Source organism: Paenibacillus sp. FSL R5-0914 (assembly GCF_038004525.1).
Lineage (GTDB): Bacteria > Bacillota > Bacilli > Paenibacillales > Paenibacillaceae > Paenibacillus_AQ.
Window position 1 is genome coordinate 2410258 of record NZ_JBBORH010000001.1, and the last position, 17901, is coordinate 2428158.

Annotated in this window: 16 protein-coding genes; 14 read left to right on the forward strand and 2 right to left on the reverse strand. The window is 45.2% G+C overall.

What is annotated here, in order from left to right:
• Positions 1 to 66: 66 nt before the first annotated feature.
• The 6 genes from MKX60_RS10575 (at position 67) to leuS (ending at position 7019) form a co-directional block, all read left to right on the forward strand.
• Positions 67 to 516: a DUF523 domain-containing protein gene (locus MKX60_RS10575; protein WP_341060293.1), complete on the forward strand. Its 450-nt coding sequence runs from the start codon at positions 67 to 69 to the stop codon at positions 514 to 516.
• Positions 517 to 745: 229 nt separating this feature from the next.
• Complete coding sequence (locus tag MKX60_RS10580; RefSeq protein ID WP_042191052.1) at positions 746 to 1891, forward strand: cysteine desulfurase family protein; 1146 nt, start codon at positions 746 to 748, stop codon at positions 1889 to 1891.
• A gap of 99 nt (positions 1892 to 1990) precedes the next feature.
• On the forward strand, positions 1991 to 2512 hold the full coding sequence (locus MKX60_RS10585) for a PRC-barrel domain-containing protein (protein WP_042191050.1): 522 nt from the start codon (positions 1991 to 1993) through the stop codon (positions 2510 to 2512).
• Positions 2513 to 2526: 14 nt separating this feature from the next.
• Positions 2527 to 2736 (forward strand): hypothetical protein, encoded by a 210-nt coding sequence (locus MKX60_RS10590; RefSeq protein WP_036677557.1) that lies wholly within the window; start codon positions 2527 to 2529, stop codon positions 2734 to 2736.
• Positions 2737 to 2983: 247 nt separating this feature from the next.
• Complete coding sequence (locus MKX60_RS10595; protein ID WP_042191048.1) at positions 2984 to 4051, forward strand: AI-2E family transporter; 1068 nt, start codon at positions 2984 to 2986, stop codon at positions 4049 to 4051.
• 517 nt (positions 4052 to 4568) lie between these two features.
• Entirely contained in the window at positions 4569 to 7019 is a 2451-nt protein-coding gene (gene leuS, locus MKX60_RS10600; protein WP_341059737.1) for a leucine--tRNA ligase, read from the forward strand.
• A gap of 59 nt (positions 7020 to 7078) precedes the next feature.
• On the opposite strand, the gene comER is transcribed toward leuS, so the two are convergent.
• A complete protein-coding gene (comER, locus tag MKX60_RS10605) occupies positions 7079 to 7930 on the reverse strand; it encodes a late competence protein ComER (RefSeq protein WP_341059738.1) in 852 nt (283 codons plus the stop codon).
• 186 nt (positions 7931 to 8116) lie between these two features.
• Between comER and MKX60_RS10610 the strand changes: the two genes are divergently transcribed.
• From MKX60_RS10610 to MKX60_RS10635, 6 genes are all read left to right on the forward strand, one after another.
• Complete coding sequence (locus MKX60_RS10610) at positions 8117 to 8755, forward strand: ComEA family DNA-binding protein (RefSeq protein ID WP_341059740.1); 639 nt, start codon at positions 8117 to 8119, stop codon at positions 8753 to 8755.
• Positions 8756 to 8870: 115 nt separating this feature from the next.
• Positions 8871 to 9389 (forward strand): deoxycytidylate deaminase, encoded by a 519-nt coding sequence (locus tag MKX60_RS10615; RefSeq protein WP_283908701.1) that lies wholly within the window; start codon positions 8871 to 8873, stop codon positions 9387 to 9389.
• Between the two features lie 117 nt (positions 9390 to 9506).
• On the forward strand, positions 9507 to 12185 hold the full coding sequence (locus tag MKX60_RS10620) for a ComEC/Rec2 family competence protein (protein ID WP_341059744.1): 2679 nt from the start codon (positions 9507 to 9509) through the stop codon (positions 12183 to 12185).
• 365 nt (positions 12186 to 12550) lie between these two features.
• A complete protein-coding gene (locus MKX60_RS10625; protein ID WP_341059745.1) occupies positions 12551 to 13090 on the forward strand; it encodes an RNA polymerase sigma factor in 540 nt (179 codons plus the stop codon).
• A complete protein-coding gene (locus MKX60_RS10630; RefSeq protein WP_341059747.1) occupies positions 13087 to 14205 on the forward strand; it encodes a hypothetical protein in 1119 nt (372 codons plus the stop codon). Before MKX60_RS10625 ends, MKX60_RS10630 begins: the two co-directional genes overlap by 4 nt.
• A gap of 73 nt (positions 14206 to 14278) precedes the next feature.
• Complete coding sequence (locus tag MKX60_RS10635) at positions 14279 to 15295, forward strand: LacI family DNA-binding transcriptional regulator (RefSeq protein ID WP_340972331.1); 1017 nt, start codon at positions 14279 to 14281, stop codon at positions 15293 to 15295.
• Positions 15296 to 15383: 88 nt separating this feature from the next.
• On the opposite strand, the gene MKX60_RS10640 is transcribed toward MKX60_RS10635, so the two are convergent.
• Positions 15384 to 16334, reverse strand: a complete 951-nt coding sequence (locus MKX60_RS10640; protein WP_341059748.1) for a sugar kinase — start codon at positions 16332 to 16334, stop codon at positions 15384 to 15386.
• 345 nt (positions 16335 to 16679) lie between these two features.
• Here MKX60_RS10640 and MKX60_RS10645 point away from each other — a divergent pair, with 345 nt between their 5' ends.
• Both MKX60_RS10645 and MKX60_RS10650 read left to right on the forward strand, forming a co-directional pair.
• Positions 16680 to 17321 (forward strand): bifunctional 2-keto-4-hydroxyglutarate aldolase/2-keto-3-deoxy-6-phosphogluconate aldolase, encoded by a 642-nt coding sequence (locus MKX60_RS10645; protein ID WP_042130419.1) that lies wholly within the window; start codon positions 16680 to 16682, stop codon positions 17319 to 17321.
• A 238-nt stretch (positions 17322 to 17559) separates the two neighbouring features.
• The gene (locus MKX60_RS10650; protein ID WP_042191032.1) at positions 17560 to 17796 is read left to right on the forward strand and encodes a hypothetical protein; all 237 of its coding nucleotides are present in this window, start codon (positions 17560 to 17562) and stop codon (positions 17794 to 17796) included.
• Positions 17797 to 17901: the final 105 nt, after the last annotated feature.

The window sequence follows — 17901 nt, forward strand, 5'->3', positions numbered from 1 at the left end:
ATGTTATGCTCGGAATATTTCTTATTATAAACGAAGCGGAATGAATGAAGAAAGAGGTGCTCATTGGTGATTTTGATAAGCTCTTGTCTAGCTGGCATGAAGGTGAGATATAATGGTACGGATTGTTTGGATGAGAAAATTCAGAAGCTTTTGAATGAGAATCAAGCTATTGCTGTGTGTCCAGAGTTGCTGGGGGGATTCTCAACGCCTAGAGAACCAGCCGAAATCATTGGTGGGAATGGCGAGGATGTGCTGGCAGGGACGGCTAAAGTAGTGGATCGATCAGGTACAGATGTTACAGATATGTATTTAGAGGGTGCTTATATTACGCTTGCAAAAGCCCAAGAGGTATCAGCTACGATGGTAGTGCTTAAAGAAAACAGTCCTTCTTGCGGCAGCAGTATGATTTATAATGGGGAATTCAAAGGGAAGAAAATAGCCGGAAATGGCGTTACTACAGCTTTACTTAGAAAAAATGGCATTGAGGTAACCTCTGAAGAGAACTGGCTACTATAATCCTAGCTTCATAGGGAAATGATTACAATATTGTGTTCTTTCGCTTGTGGAAAACTCACTTCTCGCGCGGTATAATTTAATAGTTCCAAGTATAAACGCCTTCGGCGTCCTTTTTAGGACGGTTAGCGTTTAAGCGAGAAATATAAGGATAATGTATAATGTGAAACTTATACCTTCTTATATTTTTAGAAGAACTAGTTTCCTATACTCTAGAAGCGGAGAAATGAATATGAAATCCATCTATTTGGACCACGCCGCATCAACACCGGTTCATCCCGAGGTGGCTAAGGTCATGCTGAATATAATGACAGAACAATACGGAAATGCATCGAGTGTACATCAGTTCGGGCGTTCAGCTAAAAGAATATTGAACGGGGCGCGCGATAATATCGCCGCCTTTTTGGGCTGTTCACCTGACGAGTGGGTGTTCACTGGAGGCGGCACCGAGAGCGACAATTTAGCGCTCTATGGAGCAGCAGCTGCAGTTTCCCATAAAGGAAAACATATTATCACCACCCAGATCGAGCATCATGCAGTGTTACATACCTGCGAAGAGCTAGAGAAGGAAGGCTTCAAAGTTACCTATCTCCCTGTGGATTCGACGGGCAGGGTATCTGTTACAGACGTAGAGGCTGCATTGCAGGAAGACACGGTGTTGATCAGCGTAATGTATGCCAATAATGAAGTCGGCACCGTTCAGCCTATCCAGGAGATTGGTCAGCTTGCTAGAGAACGGGGAATTCTGTTCCATGTAGATGCTGTACAAGCTCTAGGTGCACTCCCTATTACACTCCGAGAGCTTCCAGTAGATTACATGAGCTTTACTGCTCATAAGATCAATGGGCCTCAAGGGATCGGTGGTTTATACGTTCGAAGCGGAGCGCCACTGCATCCAAGACTTCATGGCGGCCTTCAGGAGCGCGGCAGACGTGCCGGAACAGAGAATCTAGCCGGAGCAGCTGGGTTTGCCAAAGCCGTTGAAATAGCGGTTAAGGGGCTGTCAGAACGTCAACAGAATATGAAGCTCCTACGCAGTAGACTGCTCGAGGAGCTGGATACTCTGATTGGACGGGAGCGTTACTCGCTTAACGGTAATACCGAGGAGTTTTTGCCTAGTATTCTGAATTTGAGCTTCCCAGGGGCTGGGACAGATGTTATGCTGATGAACCTGGATATGGAGGGGATTGCGGCAGCAAGTGGTTCGGCTTGCACCTCAGGATCCCTGGAAATATCTCATGTTCTGAAAGCAATGGGACTTCCCCAAAATATTTTAGAGTCTGCGATTCGATTTAGTATCGGTTTGGGTAATACTACTGAAGAAATCGAGTACGTTGCTCGAAAAGTTGAAACCATTTTGAATCGCCTACGTAAATGAGACTAGTTACTCTAGGTTTCGATCTGTATCGGGGCGATTCGGGCTTTTGGCTTTCTGAGAACTCGTAAGTACACTCAAAGTGAGGGGACCGAGGCAGCCATGAGACTACAAGATCTGATCGGCTTGGCTGTATTTGAAGTTGAAGAGGGGAATGAAATCGGCAAGATTGTCGATATTCTACTCGATTCAAACTGGAATATTACGGGTATTGAACTGGAAAGCAAATCTTTTTTTGGTGGCCATGTGAAATTTGTGGCATGGAAAGATATTGTGGCCTACGGCGAGGATGCTGTCATGATTCGTAGTAAAGAGTCGATTGATAAGACAGATGCCGATCATATACCTTGTACTTTTCTATTAGGAAAGAACAAACTTAAGGATTTGAAAGTACTGACTACAACTGGAACTATACTTGGACGAATATCGGATGTTTATTTTGACCAAAAGTTGGGAAACACAATAGGAGCGCTGGAAATCAGTGACGGGCTTGTGACTGATTTGATCGAAGGCCGCAAATGGCTGCCTTGTTCTGATGAGATGTCCATTGGTGAGAATGCTTTAATGGTTCCTGCAATGAGCGAAGAACGGCTACAAAAAGCCATTAATATTGTTAACGGATAGGTGGAATGTATTATATGAAGTGTCCAAATTGTAACTCCAAAGATATCGGAAAGATTGGTTCCCACCAGTTCTATTGCTGGGGCTGTTTCATTGAATTGACGGTAAACGGAGAGAAAATGTCGGTGTATCAAGTTGAAGAAGATGGCACACTCAGCTCGCTGGACGATCTCTTCTCCGGGGATGATATGACTCAGGATTTCCCGCAAATTCATGCGTCGTCTTAACTATGAATCTTGCTTTGTAAGCAAGAATGATCTATGTACTTAAAGCGTCAATCTCCTTTCAGTTGAAATCAGCTGCAGGGTTATTGGCGCTTTTTTTGGGGGCTCCCCGCAAAGTACCTGATTCAGCATCGAAGCAAAAGCCTCACTTTGTGGGGTTATTTTGTGTGCTTGATGGTTATTTTGCTGCGGCCATACATATACTTATTTACGAAGCTAGTCCAGGCTACAGTCGCAGGAGGGTACATTCATGGAGCAATGGTCCCAAAGTAAGTGGTTCCGCTGGATGATCGGAGTGCTGCTCTCCCTGATCATTTTGTATTTTGTTTGGTTGCTTCGTCCGATGCTGCAGGGGATATTTGTATTTTTGAAGGCAATCCTCGCTCCATTTCTGGCAGCTATGATTATTTCCTACGTATTGAATCCCGTCGTTAGTATGCTGGCTGGACGGAAGATGCCGCGTAGTGTAGCTGTTCTACTAATATATGCAGTATTCCTAACGGCGATTGCAGTGATCGCAATTAACCTTATCCCGATGTTTATCGAGCAGCTTGAAGAGTTGAATGAACATTTGCCAGAGATGACGCTGCAAGCCCAAGGGCTGATGCGACATATGAATTCTAGACTAATCCCGCCCGGGGTCGAGATGGGGATGAACAACTGGTTTTTCCAATTGGAAAGTCGTCTCGCCGAAGGGATTTCTAATTTTCTCGATAATATAGGGACAACGATTAATGTGCTGTTCAATGCTTTCATCGTACCGTTTCTAGTGTTCTATATTCTGAAGGATTTTGATGTGTTTGAGCGGACGGTGGTGTCTTGTCTGCCCCGCGCACGGCGCAAGTCTATTGTAACTTTGTTAAAAGATATCGATGATGCACTCGGCAACTACATTCGTGGACAGTTTCTGGTCTGCATTATTATAGGTGTGCTCGCTTATATCGGTTATGCCATCATCGGAATGCCGTATGCTTTACTGTTTGCCAGTGTAGTGGCAGTGTTCAATATTGTTCCGTATATGGGTCCCTTTTTGGGGGCTGCACCAGCCATTGTAATGGCTTCGACTGTTTCTTTTCGTTTAGTGCTGTTGGTTGCAGTGGTTAACACAGTGTGCCAAATCGTGGAAAGTAACATTATTTCACCACAGGTGGTGGGAAAGAAACTGCATTTGCATCCACTGCTCATTATTTTTGCGCTTCTGGTTGGCGGTGAATTGGCGGGAATGATCGGACTTATCCTTGCTGTACCGTTCTTCGCGGCTGCAAAAGTCGTTATTCAACACTTTATGACGTATTTAATCAAACGAAAGCCCGTGTAAATAGGGTAAAACATTGACTATAGTCAACAGTTTTGTATATAATGTTGGGGAATATTACTGATGAACAGTCGGTATATATAGTTGATCGATGATGAGGAGTATTAATTCTATACCGTTATTGCAGAGAGCCGGCACTAAGGTGCGAGCCGGTTAACGGAACGGAGTGAACTCACCTCGGAGTAACGGCGCAAGTTTCAGGATATCCACTAGACATAATGGATGTCCTAGGTGAACCGCCGTCGCCTCACCCCCGCTAAAGGGTGCAAAGTGAGTGGCAGAATAAAGTATATTCAGCCGCTAACTAGGGTGGTACCACGGGAATTATAACCTCTCGTCCCTAGCGATAATACGCTAGGGATGGGAGGTTTTTTTGTAAATATAAGAGGGTATAGGTTTCACGAAATACTTCATGTCTTATATTTCTCGCATAAACGCTTATCGTCCTTATAAGGATGCCGATGGCAGTTTATGCTTGGTTAAGAAATCTAAGTAGTAACACTCCAAGGAGGAGCAGACAATGAGCGACAATCAAACAAACAGTATACCTGCCGGCGGTTACCGGGCGCAGGCTATTGAACCCAAGTGGCAAAAGTTCTGGGATGAGAACAAAAGTTTTAAGACAGGTGAAGATCCAACCAAACCGAATTTCTATGCACTGGATATGTTCCCGTACCCTTCAGGTGCAGGACTGCACGTAGGTCATCCAGAAGGCTACACAGCAACGGATATCGTATCCCGTTACAAACGGATGCGTGGTTTTAACGTGCTGCACCCAATGGGCTGGGATGCTTTTGGACTTCCTGCAGAGCAGTATGCAATGGATACAGGTCAGCATCCACGTGATTTTACAGATAAGAACATCGATAATTTCCGTCGTCAGATCAAATCGCTGGGTTTCTCCTACGACTGGGATCGCGAGATCAGCACTACAGATCCAGATTATTACAAATGGACGCAGTGGATTTTCATCCAGTTGTACAACAAAGGCTTGGCTTATGTAGCAGAAGTACCTGTTAACTGGTGCGAGGCACTGGGTACAGTACTTGCCAACGAAGAAGTTATTGATGGTAAAAGTGAGCGCGGAGGACATCCGGTTGTCCGCAAACCGATGCGTCAGTGGATTCTGAGAATTACTGAATATGCTGAGCGTCTGCTTGAAGATCTGGAAGAGCTGGATTGGTCTGAAAGCATCAAGGATATGCAGCGTAACTGGATCGGCAAATCCACAGGTGCAGAAGTGAACTTTGAAATTGAAGGTCACGATGCTAGCCTGACCGTGTTTACAACACGTCCAGATACATTGTTCGGAGCTAGCTACTGCGTATTAGCACCAGAGCATGAACTGGTTGATGCCATTACAACAGAAGCACAACGTGCAGCGATTGCAGAATATCGTGTGAAAGCTTCTCATAAGAGCGATCTGGAACGTACAGATTTGGCTAAAGAGAAGAGCGGAGTATTCACGGGTGCGTATGCAATCAATCCTGTGAATGGCGCCAAGGCACCGATCTGGATTGCAGATTATGTACTTGCCGGATATGGAACAGGTGCGATCATGGCGGTTCCAGGTCACGATACGCGCGACTGGGAATTTGCTAAACAATTCGGCCTGAATATCGTGGAAGTCGTACAAGGTGGCAACGTTGAAGAAGAGGCGTATTCCGGAGAAGGACCGCATGTCAATTCTGATTTCTTGAATGGGCTTAAGAATGAAGAAGCGATTGCGAAGATGATTGCTTGGCTGGAAGAGAAGGGCGTAGGTAAAGGTAAAGTAACCTATCGTCTGCGTGATTGGCTGTTCAGCCGTCAACGCTACTGGGGAGAGCCGATTCCAATTCTGCATCTGGAAGACGGTACAATGAAGACTGTTCCGGTTGATCAGCTGCCGCTGGTACTGCCTGATGTAGATGCGATTAAACCATCGGGTACTGGGGAGTCTCCACTTGCCAATGTAACAGAGTGGGTGGAAACGATCGATCCTGAGACTGGTATGAAGGCTCGCCGTGAGACCAACACCATGCCGCAATGGGCGGGCAGCTGCTGGTACTACCTGCGTTATATTGATCCGAAAAACGATCAAGAGCTGTGCTCCCCTGAGAAGCAAAAAGCATGGCTTCCAGTGGATCTGTACATTGGCGGAGCGGAGCATGCCGTACTTCACCTGCTCTATGCACGTTTCTGGCACAAGGTGCTTTATGATATCGGCGTAGTGGAAACGAAAGAGCCTTTCCATAAGCTGGTTAACCAAGGCATGATTCTTGGAAATAATAATGAAAAAATGAGTAAATCACGCGGAAATGTCATCAACCCAGATGAAATTGTTGAAGCTTTCGGTGCGGATACACTGCGTGTCTATGAAATGTTTATGGGCCCTCTGGAAGCAACCAAACCTTGGAATGAAAAGGGTGTTGAAGGGGTTCACCGTTTCTTGTCCCGTGTATGGCGCCTGTTCGTGAATGATGAAGGTAAGCTCAATGCCAAAATCACAGCAGATGGCGGTACGGAAGAGTTCAAACGTACTTGGCACAAAACGATTAAGAAAGTCACTGAGGATTTCGAACATCTGCGTTTCAATACGGCGATTAGCCAGTTGATGATTTTCATTAACGATGCCTACAAGCAAGAAACCTTGTCCCATGAAGCTGCCGAACACTTTGTGCAAATGTTGTCACCACTGGCGCCGCATATTGCTGAAGAGCTGTGGCAACTGCTTGGTCATGAAGGAAGCATCAGCTACGTGGCTTGGCCAACTTATGATGAAGCATGGACAGTCGATGCTGAGGTTGAAATCGTTATTCAAGTTAATGGTAAAATCGTACAACGCGCCCTGATTCCGCTGGATATGGGTCAGGAAGAAATGCAAGCTCATGCGCTGTCACTTCCTAATGTGAGTGCAGCTGTAGAAGGTAAAACCGTACGCAAGATTATTGCGGTTCCTGGCAAACTTGTAAATATTGTAGTGGGTTAAGCGAAGAACGCAATTCTGCCCGCAGCATCGGAGAAATCCGTGCTGCGGGCTTTGTTGTTCTAACGTTCTTTAGGACCCTGATTAATAGTGTCGTGTCCGAATAGCTCATCAAGCTTAATAACATCCTCATCATATTTATCATGCGTTGTCGTGATGAGGCGTTCAAATACACCTTCTAGACTGGTACGTAAGTGGTTTAACGCTTCTGCGGTAATGCCACCGCGAACAGCGACCCGTTCTTGAAGCTCTTGCGGGGTAAACTCCCCTTCTGTCAGTAATTTGCCTGTTCCAAGCAGCATTTCCCCAGCGAGTCGGCTGATTAATGTCTCTTCAATTCCAGTGGCCTCAACGGCTGCTTCTATCCAGCGCTCAATGAAATAGCTTAAGAACGCAGGTCCACAGCTGGAGAAATCAGAAGCGATTCGGGTATGTGCTTCTTGGATTTCTAAGGGAACGCCTATGAAAGACAATAGCTGTAGCAGTACAAGCCTGTCTTCTTTATTAAGCCTGCTGCCAAATATGCACAGTGAAGTCCCACTCTTGACGCAGTGCGTAATGCTTGGGATGATCTTGGCAATTTTGGACGGCAAAGCGGATTCCAGATGATGCAATTGAACTGGACTTGTAATGGATACGACAATTTGCTCACTCCGGAGACATGAGCCGATCTCATCTGTTAATGTTTTAAATTCAAGTGGCTTTACGCATAAAAAAACGATATCACTTCCTAACGCTGTCTCCCTATTGCTTCCGCAAATGGAAATGCCGGGGTGACGCTTCTCAAGCTCCAGCAGCTTATTCAGGCTGCGGTTGCTGGCAAGCACATCACACGGTTCTAGCGCTCCGGAAGAAAGAAAGGCGTCGATCAGCAGGCTGCCCATGCTGCCTGTTCCGATAAATCCTACTTTCACCTGTGGTTCCTCCTTTCTAGCATTGCTTTTTACTAACTGACATGAATTCTCTTCGTTATATGTATGCAGGATAGCCTTGGACAAATGACAGGTTTTGTATGAATTATTAAAGGGAATTCCAATTAAAGGAATGTATGAAGATTCACAAAAAAGTATAGGACGAATTTTCGTGAGGGGGAGCGCATTTTGAATAAAGGGAATATAGTGCTCGGAGTGGTTGTAGCTCTACTGGGTGGTGGGTTGCTATGGTCTGCAGGGAGCAAGGGGGATTCCGGCATTGCCGGATGGGAAACCTTGAATGGAAGCATGGAACAAGCGATTGGAGTCGCTGAGCCAGATGAAGCTTCGGCTACAGAGGGCAAAGTGGGAGGCCAGCAGACGAAGGTAGATAAGCAAAGTGCTGGGAAAGTTACAGTGGGAGCCGAAGCCACTGGGAAGACTGATGCTTCTGGGAAAAATGATAGTGCTGGAAAGGCTGAAGTTAGTGATAAGTCTGATGCTGCTCAGAAGGTGAAGGATACTGCACAAGTAGATCATACTGTCCCGACTCCAGTAGATGAAAAGGGGACAACAGTTACTGGAGAGAATGCTTTGGAGGCGCTTGAGGTTACCACGTCAGTCGCTTCGCAGGAAGGTAAAATAAATGTGAACACTGCGGGTGCTAAGGAGCTGATGGATCTCCCGGGCATCGGAGAGAAGAAGGCTCAGACTATAATCGATTACCGCAATCGTGAAGGGGCTTTTCGTAGTCTGTCAGATTTGGGGAAGGTGAAGGGGATCGGGCCCAAAATGCTGGAAAAGCTAAAGCCTTTAGTAATATTTTGAAGATAAAAGGGTATTGAAGGTACTGTTGAATGTGCTACAACCGTTGTCCTAGTGAATACTTGCGGGGATGTGCTACAATAGTTAACAACTATTTAGAAGGATATGGAGATTGATTATGACTGCTGCTTATCGTAAAGACTGGGATACTTATTTCATGGACATTGCCTGCATGGTCTCAACTCGTTCACGCTGTAATCGCCGACATGTGGGTGCTGTGCTGGTACAAGGCAAGAAGTTGCTAGGAACAGCGTACAACGGGGCGCCAATGGGCGTACCTGATTGTTCAGAGGCAGGCTGTATGCTCTCGGAGCAATATGAAATGGAAATCGTGGATGGCGTAGAGACAATGGTGAAGAAACAGCGCTGTATTCGCACGATTCATGCGGAACAGAATCTTTTGCTATTTACAGACCGAATCGATCGGGAAGGCAGTACCGTCTATGTGACAGATGAGCCTTGCTGGACCTGCGCCAATATGCTGGCGAACAGTGGTATCGTGGAAATCGTGTATTACCGACCTTACCGTAAGGATATGGAAAAGGTTGAAGCGATGATGGCTGCAAAAGGCATCGTGTTCCGCCAATTGGAGAATTATGAGCCGCCAAGTGAAACGATGATTAAAGTGTCGGAGTAGCTGATCTGTACAACACTAATTTAATAAGATGACTTGAGGAAGAACCTCTCGTGCGCTTTTATGGCGTATGTAGAGGTTCTTTTTTTGTATCCAGTATTGTGAAAGGGGGATGGGCACGTGAAGGAAAGACCCTTGTTAAGCTTTACAGTATGTTGGGTGGCTGGAAGCGCAGCGGCTTGCTTAAGCTCAGGGAACGGACTGCTGTTAGCATGGGCTGGATTAATACTTTTATTGGTGAGTCTGAGGGTGTGGGGAACAGTAAGTTGGAAATACATAGCCATGTTGTGTTTATCCATTTCTTTAGCGGCTGGATATTGGGAGTGGAACGAAGCTCGCAATATTAGCGGAATGCCTGAAGCGCTGGGTAGCACGATTGCAGAGCTGAATGAGAGCCCCGTGGAAGCTAGAGGCACGATCATTTCCGTCGTGGAACGGGATGGGGATCGGGTTGATTTTACAATGAAGCTCTTACATATGAACCTGCTTGCAGAAGGAGATGATAATTCATCTGATCCTTTGGATGGACAGGACAGCAAGATGCAAGGGGAGTTAATCGCAGTTCAGATCAAACTTCTGGCTGAGCAAGAAATTGCTGTCGCTGCGAAGTGGCGAAGAGGGGATGAGGTGCTGCTTAATGGCGTGCTGGAAGAGCCGGCAGTAGCGCGTAATTTTGGAGGCTTCGATTATCGTGCTTATTTACATACGAAGAAGATTCATTGGCTATTGAAGGGGCAGGGAGCGGAAAATATAAGGGTAACCGTGCCAGATTCATGGAGTCCGTTAACGATTTTTCGCTTAAATGACAGCGCGCGAACGGCCCTTGGGGCGGAGCTGAACCATCTTTTTCAAGGACGCCACTCTGGGTATATGAAGGGCTTAATCATTGGGATGCAGGATGATCTCGATCCGGATACCTTTAAGCAGTTCTCCCAGCTCGGTTTGACGCATATTCTCGCTATTTCAGGTATGCATGTAGCGGTGTATGTAGGCGTTCTTTTATTTCTGTTCAGACGCTTACGACTGACAAAAGAGACCGCACTAACGCTCACTTTCATACTCGTTCCGGTATACGTCCTCTTGTCTGGTGCGGGTCCGTCCATTGTGCGTGCGGGGCTGATGAGTATGATTGCCTTGCTCGCTGCAAGAGTTGGAATGTTGAAGGATGGACTGAATATTTTGGCGGCATCGGCACTGGTTATGTTGATCTGGAATCCTTATATGCTGCTCAGTGTCAGCTTCCAGCTGTCTTTTCTGGTGACCCTGGGTTTGATGGTATACGTTCCGCTTATGAATCCTCTTTTGAGCATACTGCCACGCTGGCTTAAAGGTGCGGTCTCGGTGACGTTAGTGGCCCAAATAGTTTCTTTCCCGCTCACGATTTATTATTTTAATCAGTTTTCGCTACTGTCCTTTGTCGCCAATTTGGTCTTTGTACCTTTTATTACCTTTGTAGTATTGCCGCTAGGGACGCTTGCGCTACTGCTTGGACGACTATGGGAAGATGCTGCAAAAGTACTGGCACATGTCACGGAGCTGCTGAATAACTTTACTTTTTACGCTGTGGAGTGGATCAATGAATTTACTGGTGGAGTACTGATTTGGGGCTCGCCTTCACTGCTGTGGATCGGGGTGTACTATGTTTTGTTGTATGGTCTGCTGTATGTTGCCAAGCTAGGAAAGGAAGCACGTTCTGCACCGCAATATATGGAGGATGAGACGAGACCTTTAGCGGAGGCTGGTTTATCTATGAACAGTCACGGTGGGTTTGGGAGAGAGGGGAATGCACAGATTGCTGTTGGTGCTTCTAAGGTTGGACGCTGGAGCGGAGCGATTGTTCTACTATTGGCAGTTGGACTGGGGATGTTGCTGTATAGGGGTTATCAGTCGGATGGTCAAGCAGGTAGAGGTACAATTAGTTATCTGGATATCGGACAAGGCGACAGCATTCTCATCACTACACCGAGCGGAGCACATATTCTAGTGGACGGTGGTGGAACCTTAAACTTTGGTCAAAAAGAAGAGTGGCGCGTTCGCCGAAGTCCGTTCGAGGTTGGCGCTAAAGTGCTGGTGCCTCTGCTGAAAAAACGTGGTATCCACCGTTTAGATGCGATTATTTTGACACATGGAGATCAGGATCATGCCGGAGGACTCCAAGCCGTGTTGGAAGAAATTCCAGTTTCGGCGTTGCTTTTTAATGGAACGTTTGTTGATCGCGAGTTTTATTTGGGAATGATGAGGACTGCACTAGAGAGGGATGTTCAGTTGTATGCTGTGCATCAAGGAATGACCCTTTCCCCGGATGATCAGACGGAGCTGTCCTTTTTATGGCCGGAGGGAAGGGATGGAGAAGCGTCGGGTACTCCTTATCAGAATGGCATTCCTCTACTGGAAGACCAGAACCACGATTCGGTAGCTTTTCGCTTAGAGATGAATGGTAGGAACTTTCTATTCACCGGAGATATGGATCTGGATGCCGAGGAGGAGATTGTAGAGCAGGCTAAGCAAAAGGGGATCAGCGCTGGACCTGTCATTGATGTGCTGAAGGTGGCTCACCATGGGAGCAAGACATCTTCTGGCGAAGCTTGGCTTGACTTCTGGCAGCCTGTAGCAGCGGTGATTTCTGCGGGTGTTAATAATCTGTATGGTCACCCGAAAGCTGAGGTATTGGAGCGATTGGAAGATCACCATGCATCTATATTCCGGACGGATCAGCAGGGGGAGATTCAGATGCGGGTGCGGGCGGAGGGGGTTGAAGTGCGATATAAGTTGGTGGAGGCATTGCATTTTGTGCAATAGAACGCAATCCAAGATAGCTGGATCTTCATTCTACTGTACTTTGTACACTCAAAATGAAGGAAAACGCCTAATTCTCTGAATTTTAATAGTATCTATTGCATGAAGTGCAACAGAATCTTTCTATGGAGTTGGAAAATCAAGTTCTATTGCACGAAATGCAATAGAAAGCTATTTACAGATATATTCAGCTCTCCCCAATCGGACACGCGAGCACCACTGATGACGTTTAAGCGTTCATCGGTGGTGTTTTTTTAATAGACAGACCTAAAGATTATACTGTTAAGTAAAGAACAACCCAATTATTAATTTTATAGGGAACTTTTTCAAGTTTGGAAAGTCTTATTAGGCAAGGGGTGAGACGAAACATGCTAAGCGAAGATATGCCATATGCAGAAGCGTATGCGTCCGAAATGACCTTGCGGGAAATGATGGAGGAGTATGGCTCGGATGTGTGGAATTATGCTTTTTTCTTAACTAGAAGCCGGGAGCAGGCGAATGATATTAGCCAAGAAGTGTTTTTGAAGGCATATAAGAATGTGGGGAAGTACCGAGGACAATCGTCGATGAAGACCTGGCTGCTTACGATTACAAGAAATACAGCCTTTAGTTGGAGCAAAAATAGCTTTTGGCGCAGATTCATACCATTTGGGGATCAACCTGTCACTATAACTGCTCCGTCTGCGGAAAGAGAAGCGCTCGGCAATCAGTATGCGAACCGAATCTGGGAAATTATTATGACCCTACCAGATAAGAACAGAGAGGTGCTTGTACTGGATATTCAGCATGGACTATCGATTGCCGAAATGTCTGATTTGCTGAATATAGCTCAGGGGACTGTGAAATCTCGACTCGCGCGAGCGAGGGAGAAGGTTAAGCAAGCCATCCAGAAGGAGGAGAGAGAATGAGAGGCAAAGCTGATGACAGTAACCCGGTGATGATCGGACAGAATGATTGGTATGCACAAGCAGGCAAAAGGCCTTTTATTGAAGATGGCTTTACACCTGAGCTGATGATTCAGATCGAACAGGCTGCTACGCTTAAAAATAAAAATCACAGACGTTATCGAATAAACAAAAGTGTGCTACTGACCAGTGTGGCTATGATTTTGTTGATAGGTGCACTTAACTTGCCTATAGGCGCATGGAAGAGTCATGGTCCAGTCCAATCTTCATCGGTGCAGTCACAAGCTGCAGGGATACTACCTTCTTCTACTCCTGCTACTAATGACAAAGCGTTAGAGCCTCCGACAAGTCCAGCAGAGTTTGAGATTAGCGGTAAGAAATATTACATGCCTTTGCCAATGAGCAGAGATAAGAGCAAAGCATATGCCGTTGAGACAACAGCGGGAATCCTTTGGTCGCCGCCGCCCCCGATGGTTGACTACAAGAAGCCAAAGTACACACATCCTACAGAACCGTTCACCCTTTACCTGAGCTCGAAGGACCAGACGGAACTATCGGCTTCTTCGGCTACTAGGATATATACTTTTCCTCTTTATGCGGGAGGGGCAAGTACCTATCAATATTTGAGTGGGGTTTTTGGAGCAGGAGATTATGTCCTGTTAACTTCCTATAAAAAGACTCTTGGTGTAGGTATGTATGAGGATGGTAAGTTTTCGATACTTAATGTTAAAAAAGCAGCGGCAGGGGAAACTGTGGTGCCGATCGCGCTTAAATCCTTTGATTATACACTATTAGATTACAAGTCAATAATTGCTGTTGATAAGGAGCATGAGCAACTCGTATTTAGTTACTTAGAAGATGCAGGGGATGAAAAGTACAAAGAGAAAACCGTACTTTATGATATGGAGACCATGCGCATTCCAACACCCGCTATAGCAATTAGGTTTAAAGAGATTACAGGGCAAGCATTAATCATGGATTATAGAGTGGACGGGGAACAACGTAAAGCTGATATTCTTATGAAAGCTGGATTGGGGTGGCTGGATGAGAATTGGGCTTTTTTATCGGAAGAGCAACAAAATAAGCTTTATATGGATTTTATGAACAATACTCCTTAGTAGATAATTCACCCAATAAAAGCTATACTTTTTGATAAAGTAATTTTCTTTTGAGAAGAGTGGAGCCGAAGTGATGAAGAAGTTAACAATTGATGATGTGGCTCAAAAAGCGGGAGTGTCGAAGAGTACGGTCTCCCAATTTTTGAACAAACGTTTTAAATATATGAGTGAAGCGACGAAGAATCGGATTGAGGCTGTGATTGAGGAGCTTAATTATCAACCGAATGGACTTGCGCGCAGTTTGAAACAGAATCGGACGCATATGGTCGGAATCATCGTTGCTAATATCGATTATTCGCTGTCTATTCAATGTATCCGGGCGATCGAGAACGAGCTGCAGCAACACGGAATCCAAGTAATCATATGCAATGCCGATGAGAATGCGGAAAAAGAAAGCAAGTACGTCGAAACCTTAGTTGCCCGCCAGGTGGACGGTTTGATTATTTTTCCTACGGGGAACGATTCATCTGCTTACAGCCGACTGGTTGAGGCCGATTTTCCGCTAGTGTTTATGGATCGTCTGGTAGATGGAATCACTACGCAGAGCTTGTTGCTCGACAATGAAATGGCGGCCAAGATAGGTGTGGGACAGCTGACACAGCAGGGCCATGAGCGAATTGCTCTGGTCACCCTGCCGCTAGGGGAACATGCTATTACCCCTCGTAAAGAGCGGATCAGTGGTTATAAAAAGGCGATGGAAGAAGCGGGTCTAACGCTGAGTGAGGAGTATATTTGTAGTGTGCCAAAAGAAGAATTAGCTGCAGGACTGAAGCGCCTTTTAGCGTTGCCGCACCCTCCGACAGCGCTATTGGCTACGAATGATATCACGCTAGCAGAGATTTTGAAATATGCGAATCGAAATGCCATCGCTATTCCGGAACAATTGTCTGTCATCGGTATAGATGATGCGGAGTTCGCGCAAATTTATAATCCGGTCATTACAACAATTCGTCAGCCTGCTTACGAAATGGGTATGCAAGCTGCTAAGATTATACTCTCTTCTATCGAGGATAAAGGCGCTTCTGTTCCTATCACTTATCGTTTTCCGCCGACCCTGCAACAAGGACAGTCTGTGAAGTCTTATAAATAAGTATAGGCTATAAAAATACAAAGAAATGCCGTTCCACAGTTCAACTGTGAGACGGCATTTTTTAATGAATATACTCAAATCTATGTGCTTAAACCTCCTGCTGCATAAACTTTGCAAGCTCCTCACGGGTCGGAAGTCCATCCATATCGCCAGGCGACATGACGGCTAACGCACCGATCGCATTGCCACGTTTGACGGCCTCAGCAATCGGAAGCTTTTCCAGCATCGCACTGATAACACCAACGGCAAAACCATCTCCTGCACCTACGGTATCAACGACCTGTTCTACCTTAAATCCGTCTACATAACCTTCTCCTTCAGCGGATTTATAGTAAGCGCCTTCAGGACCGAGCTTGATGACGACTAAGCTGACGCCACGCGCCAGATAATAGTCCGCAATCTCTGCGGGCGTACTTAGACCTGTAAGAATCTTGCCTTCACCGAGTCCTGGAAGGAACCAATCACAGCGTGTAGCCAGATCATTGATCGTGTTCACCATCGTTTCCGTATCCGGCCATAAGCTAGGGCGCAGGTTTGGATCGAGGGAGACCGTCTTTCCTTGTCTCTTCATAAATTCCATAGCGTGAATAGAGAATTCATGACAGGTCTTGGATAAGGCGGAGGAGATGCTTGTTACATGCAAATGTCCTGCAGCATTAAAGTATGCCTCGTCAAAATCAACCAGACTAAGCTTGGAGGCCGCGGAATTTTTGCGGAAGTATTCGACTTTAGGATCGCCTGTAACAACCTTTGATTTGATTAACATACCTGTTGAATGTTCTTTAGTAAAAGTAATGTTGTCGGTATCAATGTTCTCTTTCTTCATTGCTTGAGCAATGAAATGACCAAAGTTATCTTCGCCAAGCTTCGTAACATAACCTGTAGGATGATTTAAGCGTGATAAGCCTGTAGCTACATTGCTCTCTGCACCTGCCAACGCTTTGGAGAACGAAAATACTTCATGCAGGGGACCCGTTTCATTCGCATAAAACATCGCCATCGGCTCCCCGAAAGTGACGGCATCCAGCTGTTTACTCATTTGAGTTCCTCCTAGGGTAATGAATTTATCCCAGTATAATGATGTGTAACTTGAAATTATCACATAAATCGGTTTTGTACAATAAAAGAATGCTTTTTAATCCGAATGGTGTTTTGGATAAAAGAAAACAAATAAGAAATAAATCCTTTCTATAAAAGGATTTGTTGATATTATAGGTGAATTAATATCTCTATACCCAGAAAAATGTATTGACTGTTAACCGTATTGTTATTACTATCTGATTATAGATTATATCGTTTATATTAGTAAATTTAATAAAAAAGTTTATCTAAATTAGTGTTTCATATTCATCTATGATCGTACCAAGAGAAAGGGAGTCTACTGATGAAGAAAATGAAAGTATTGCAGAATGTGGCGTCCGTTGGAGTTGTAGCCGTTATTCGTGCTGATAGTGCTGAGGAAGCTTTTAAAATGTCCGTTGCTTGTATCGAAGGCGGTCTGAATAATATTGAGGTAACCTTCACGACTCCGGATGCGGATGTGGCGATTAAACGATTGGTTGCGGAGTACGGAGATCGCGCAGTGATTGGAGCAGGTACTGTACTTGATCCATTAACGGCGAGAATAGCCATTCTTGCAGGCTCGGAATTTGTGGTCAGTCCCTCTTTTGAAGCAGAGACAGCTAAAATGTGTAATCTTTATGGTATACCGTACATGCCTGGCTGCATGACATTAAATGAAATGAAGGAAGCATTGAAGTTTGGTGTGGATGTGCTTAAGTTGTTCCCTGGCAGTGCGTTTGGTCCGGATTATGTGAAAGCGGTTAAAGGCCCTATGCCGCATGTGAACATTATGCCAACAGGTGGCGTGGATCTGAATAATATGGAAAAATGGATTGCCAACGGCTGTATAGCAGTAGGAATCGGGGGTAATTTGACTGCACCTGCGAAGGATGGTCGGTACGATCAAATTACCGATCTTGCGGCTCAGTATGTGGCGAAATTTAAAGAGGTAAAAGGTATTTAATTCTGTTTTTTTTCTTAATTCGAATAGATAGATTTATTGAAGGTTGTATAGCTGACGCATGTCAGCCGTACAACCTTTTTTATATACATATTTTCCGACATTCAGATTTTCTTACATTATATGTATTCATAAAGTATAGAATGAGGACAAAGGCAATAAACTATAAAGTAGAAGAGTTATGATGTTTGACTGACGTCTACGAATTGGAATGGTTTATTATCGGACCGGGAGTGAGTATATGCCTGCTTATCATGATAAAAAGCTGTATCTTGCAGCTGATGAAGAGGATGCGGAATACGTAGAAATTGCGTCGGCATTCCATGGTTGTAAGGTGACGGAAGGCCAGATCTATAGATTAGAGAGGAATTACAATAACCCTCATATTTTTGAGAATGGAGAGGCGTATGTTGTGGATGATGAAACTAGGGACAACTACGCAGTGTTCATGCTCTGCAAGATTGTGTTATATAAATAGAGTTATGTGCTCGATTCTAAGGTTATTTCTTGTTTACTGACGGCTTCTTTTCCGACAGGAGGATAAGCCGTTTCTTTTGGAAATGGGGGATATTTCTTACCTAAA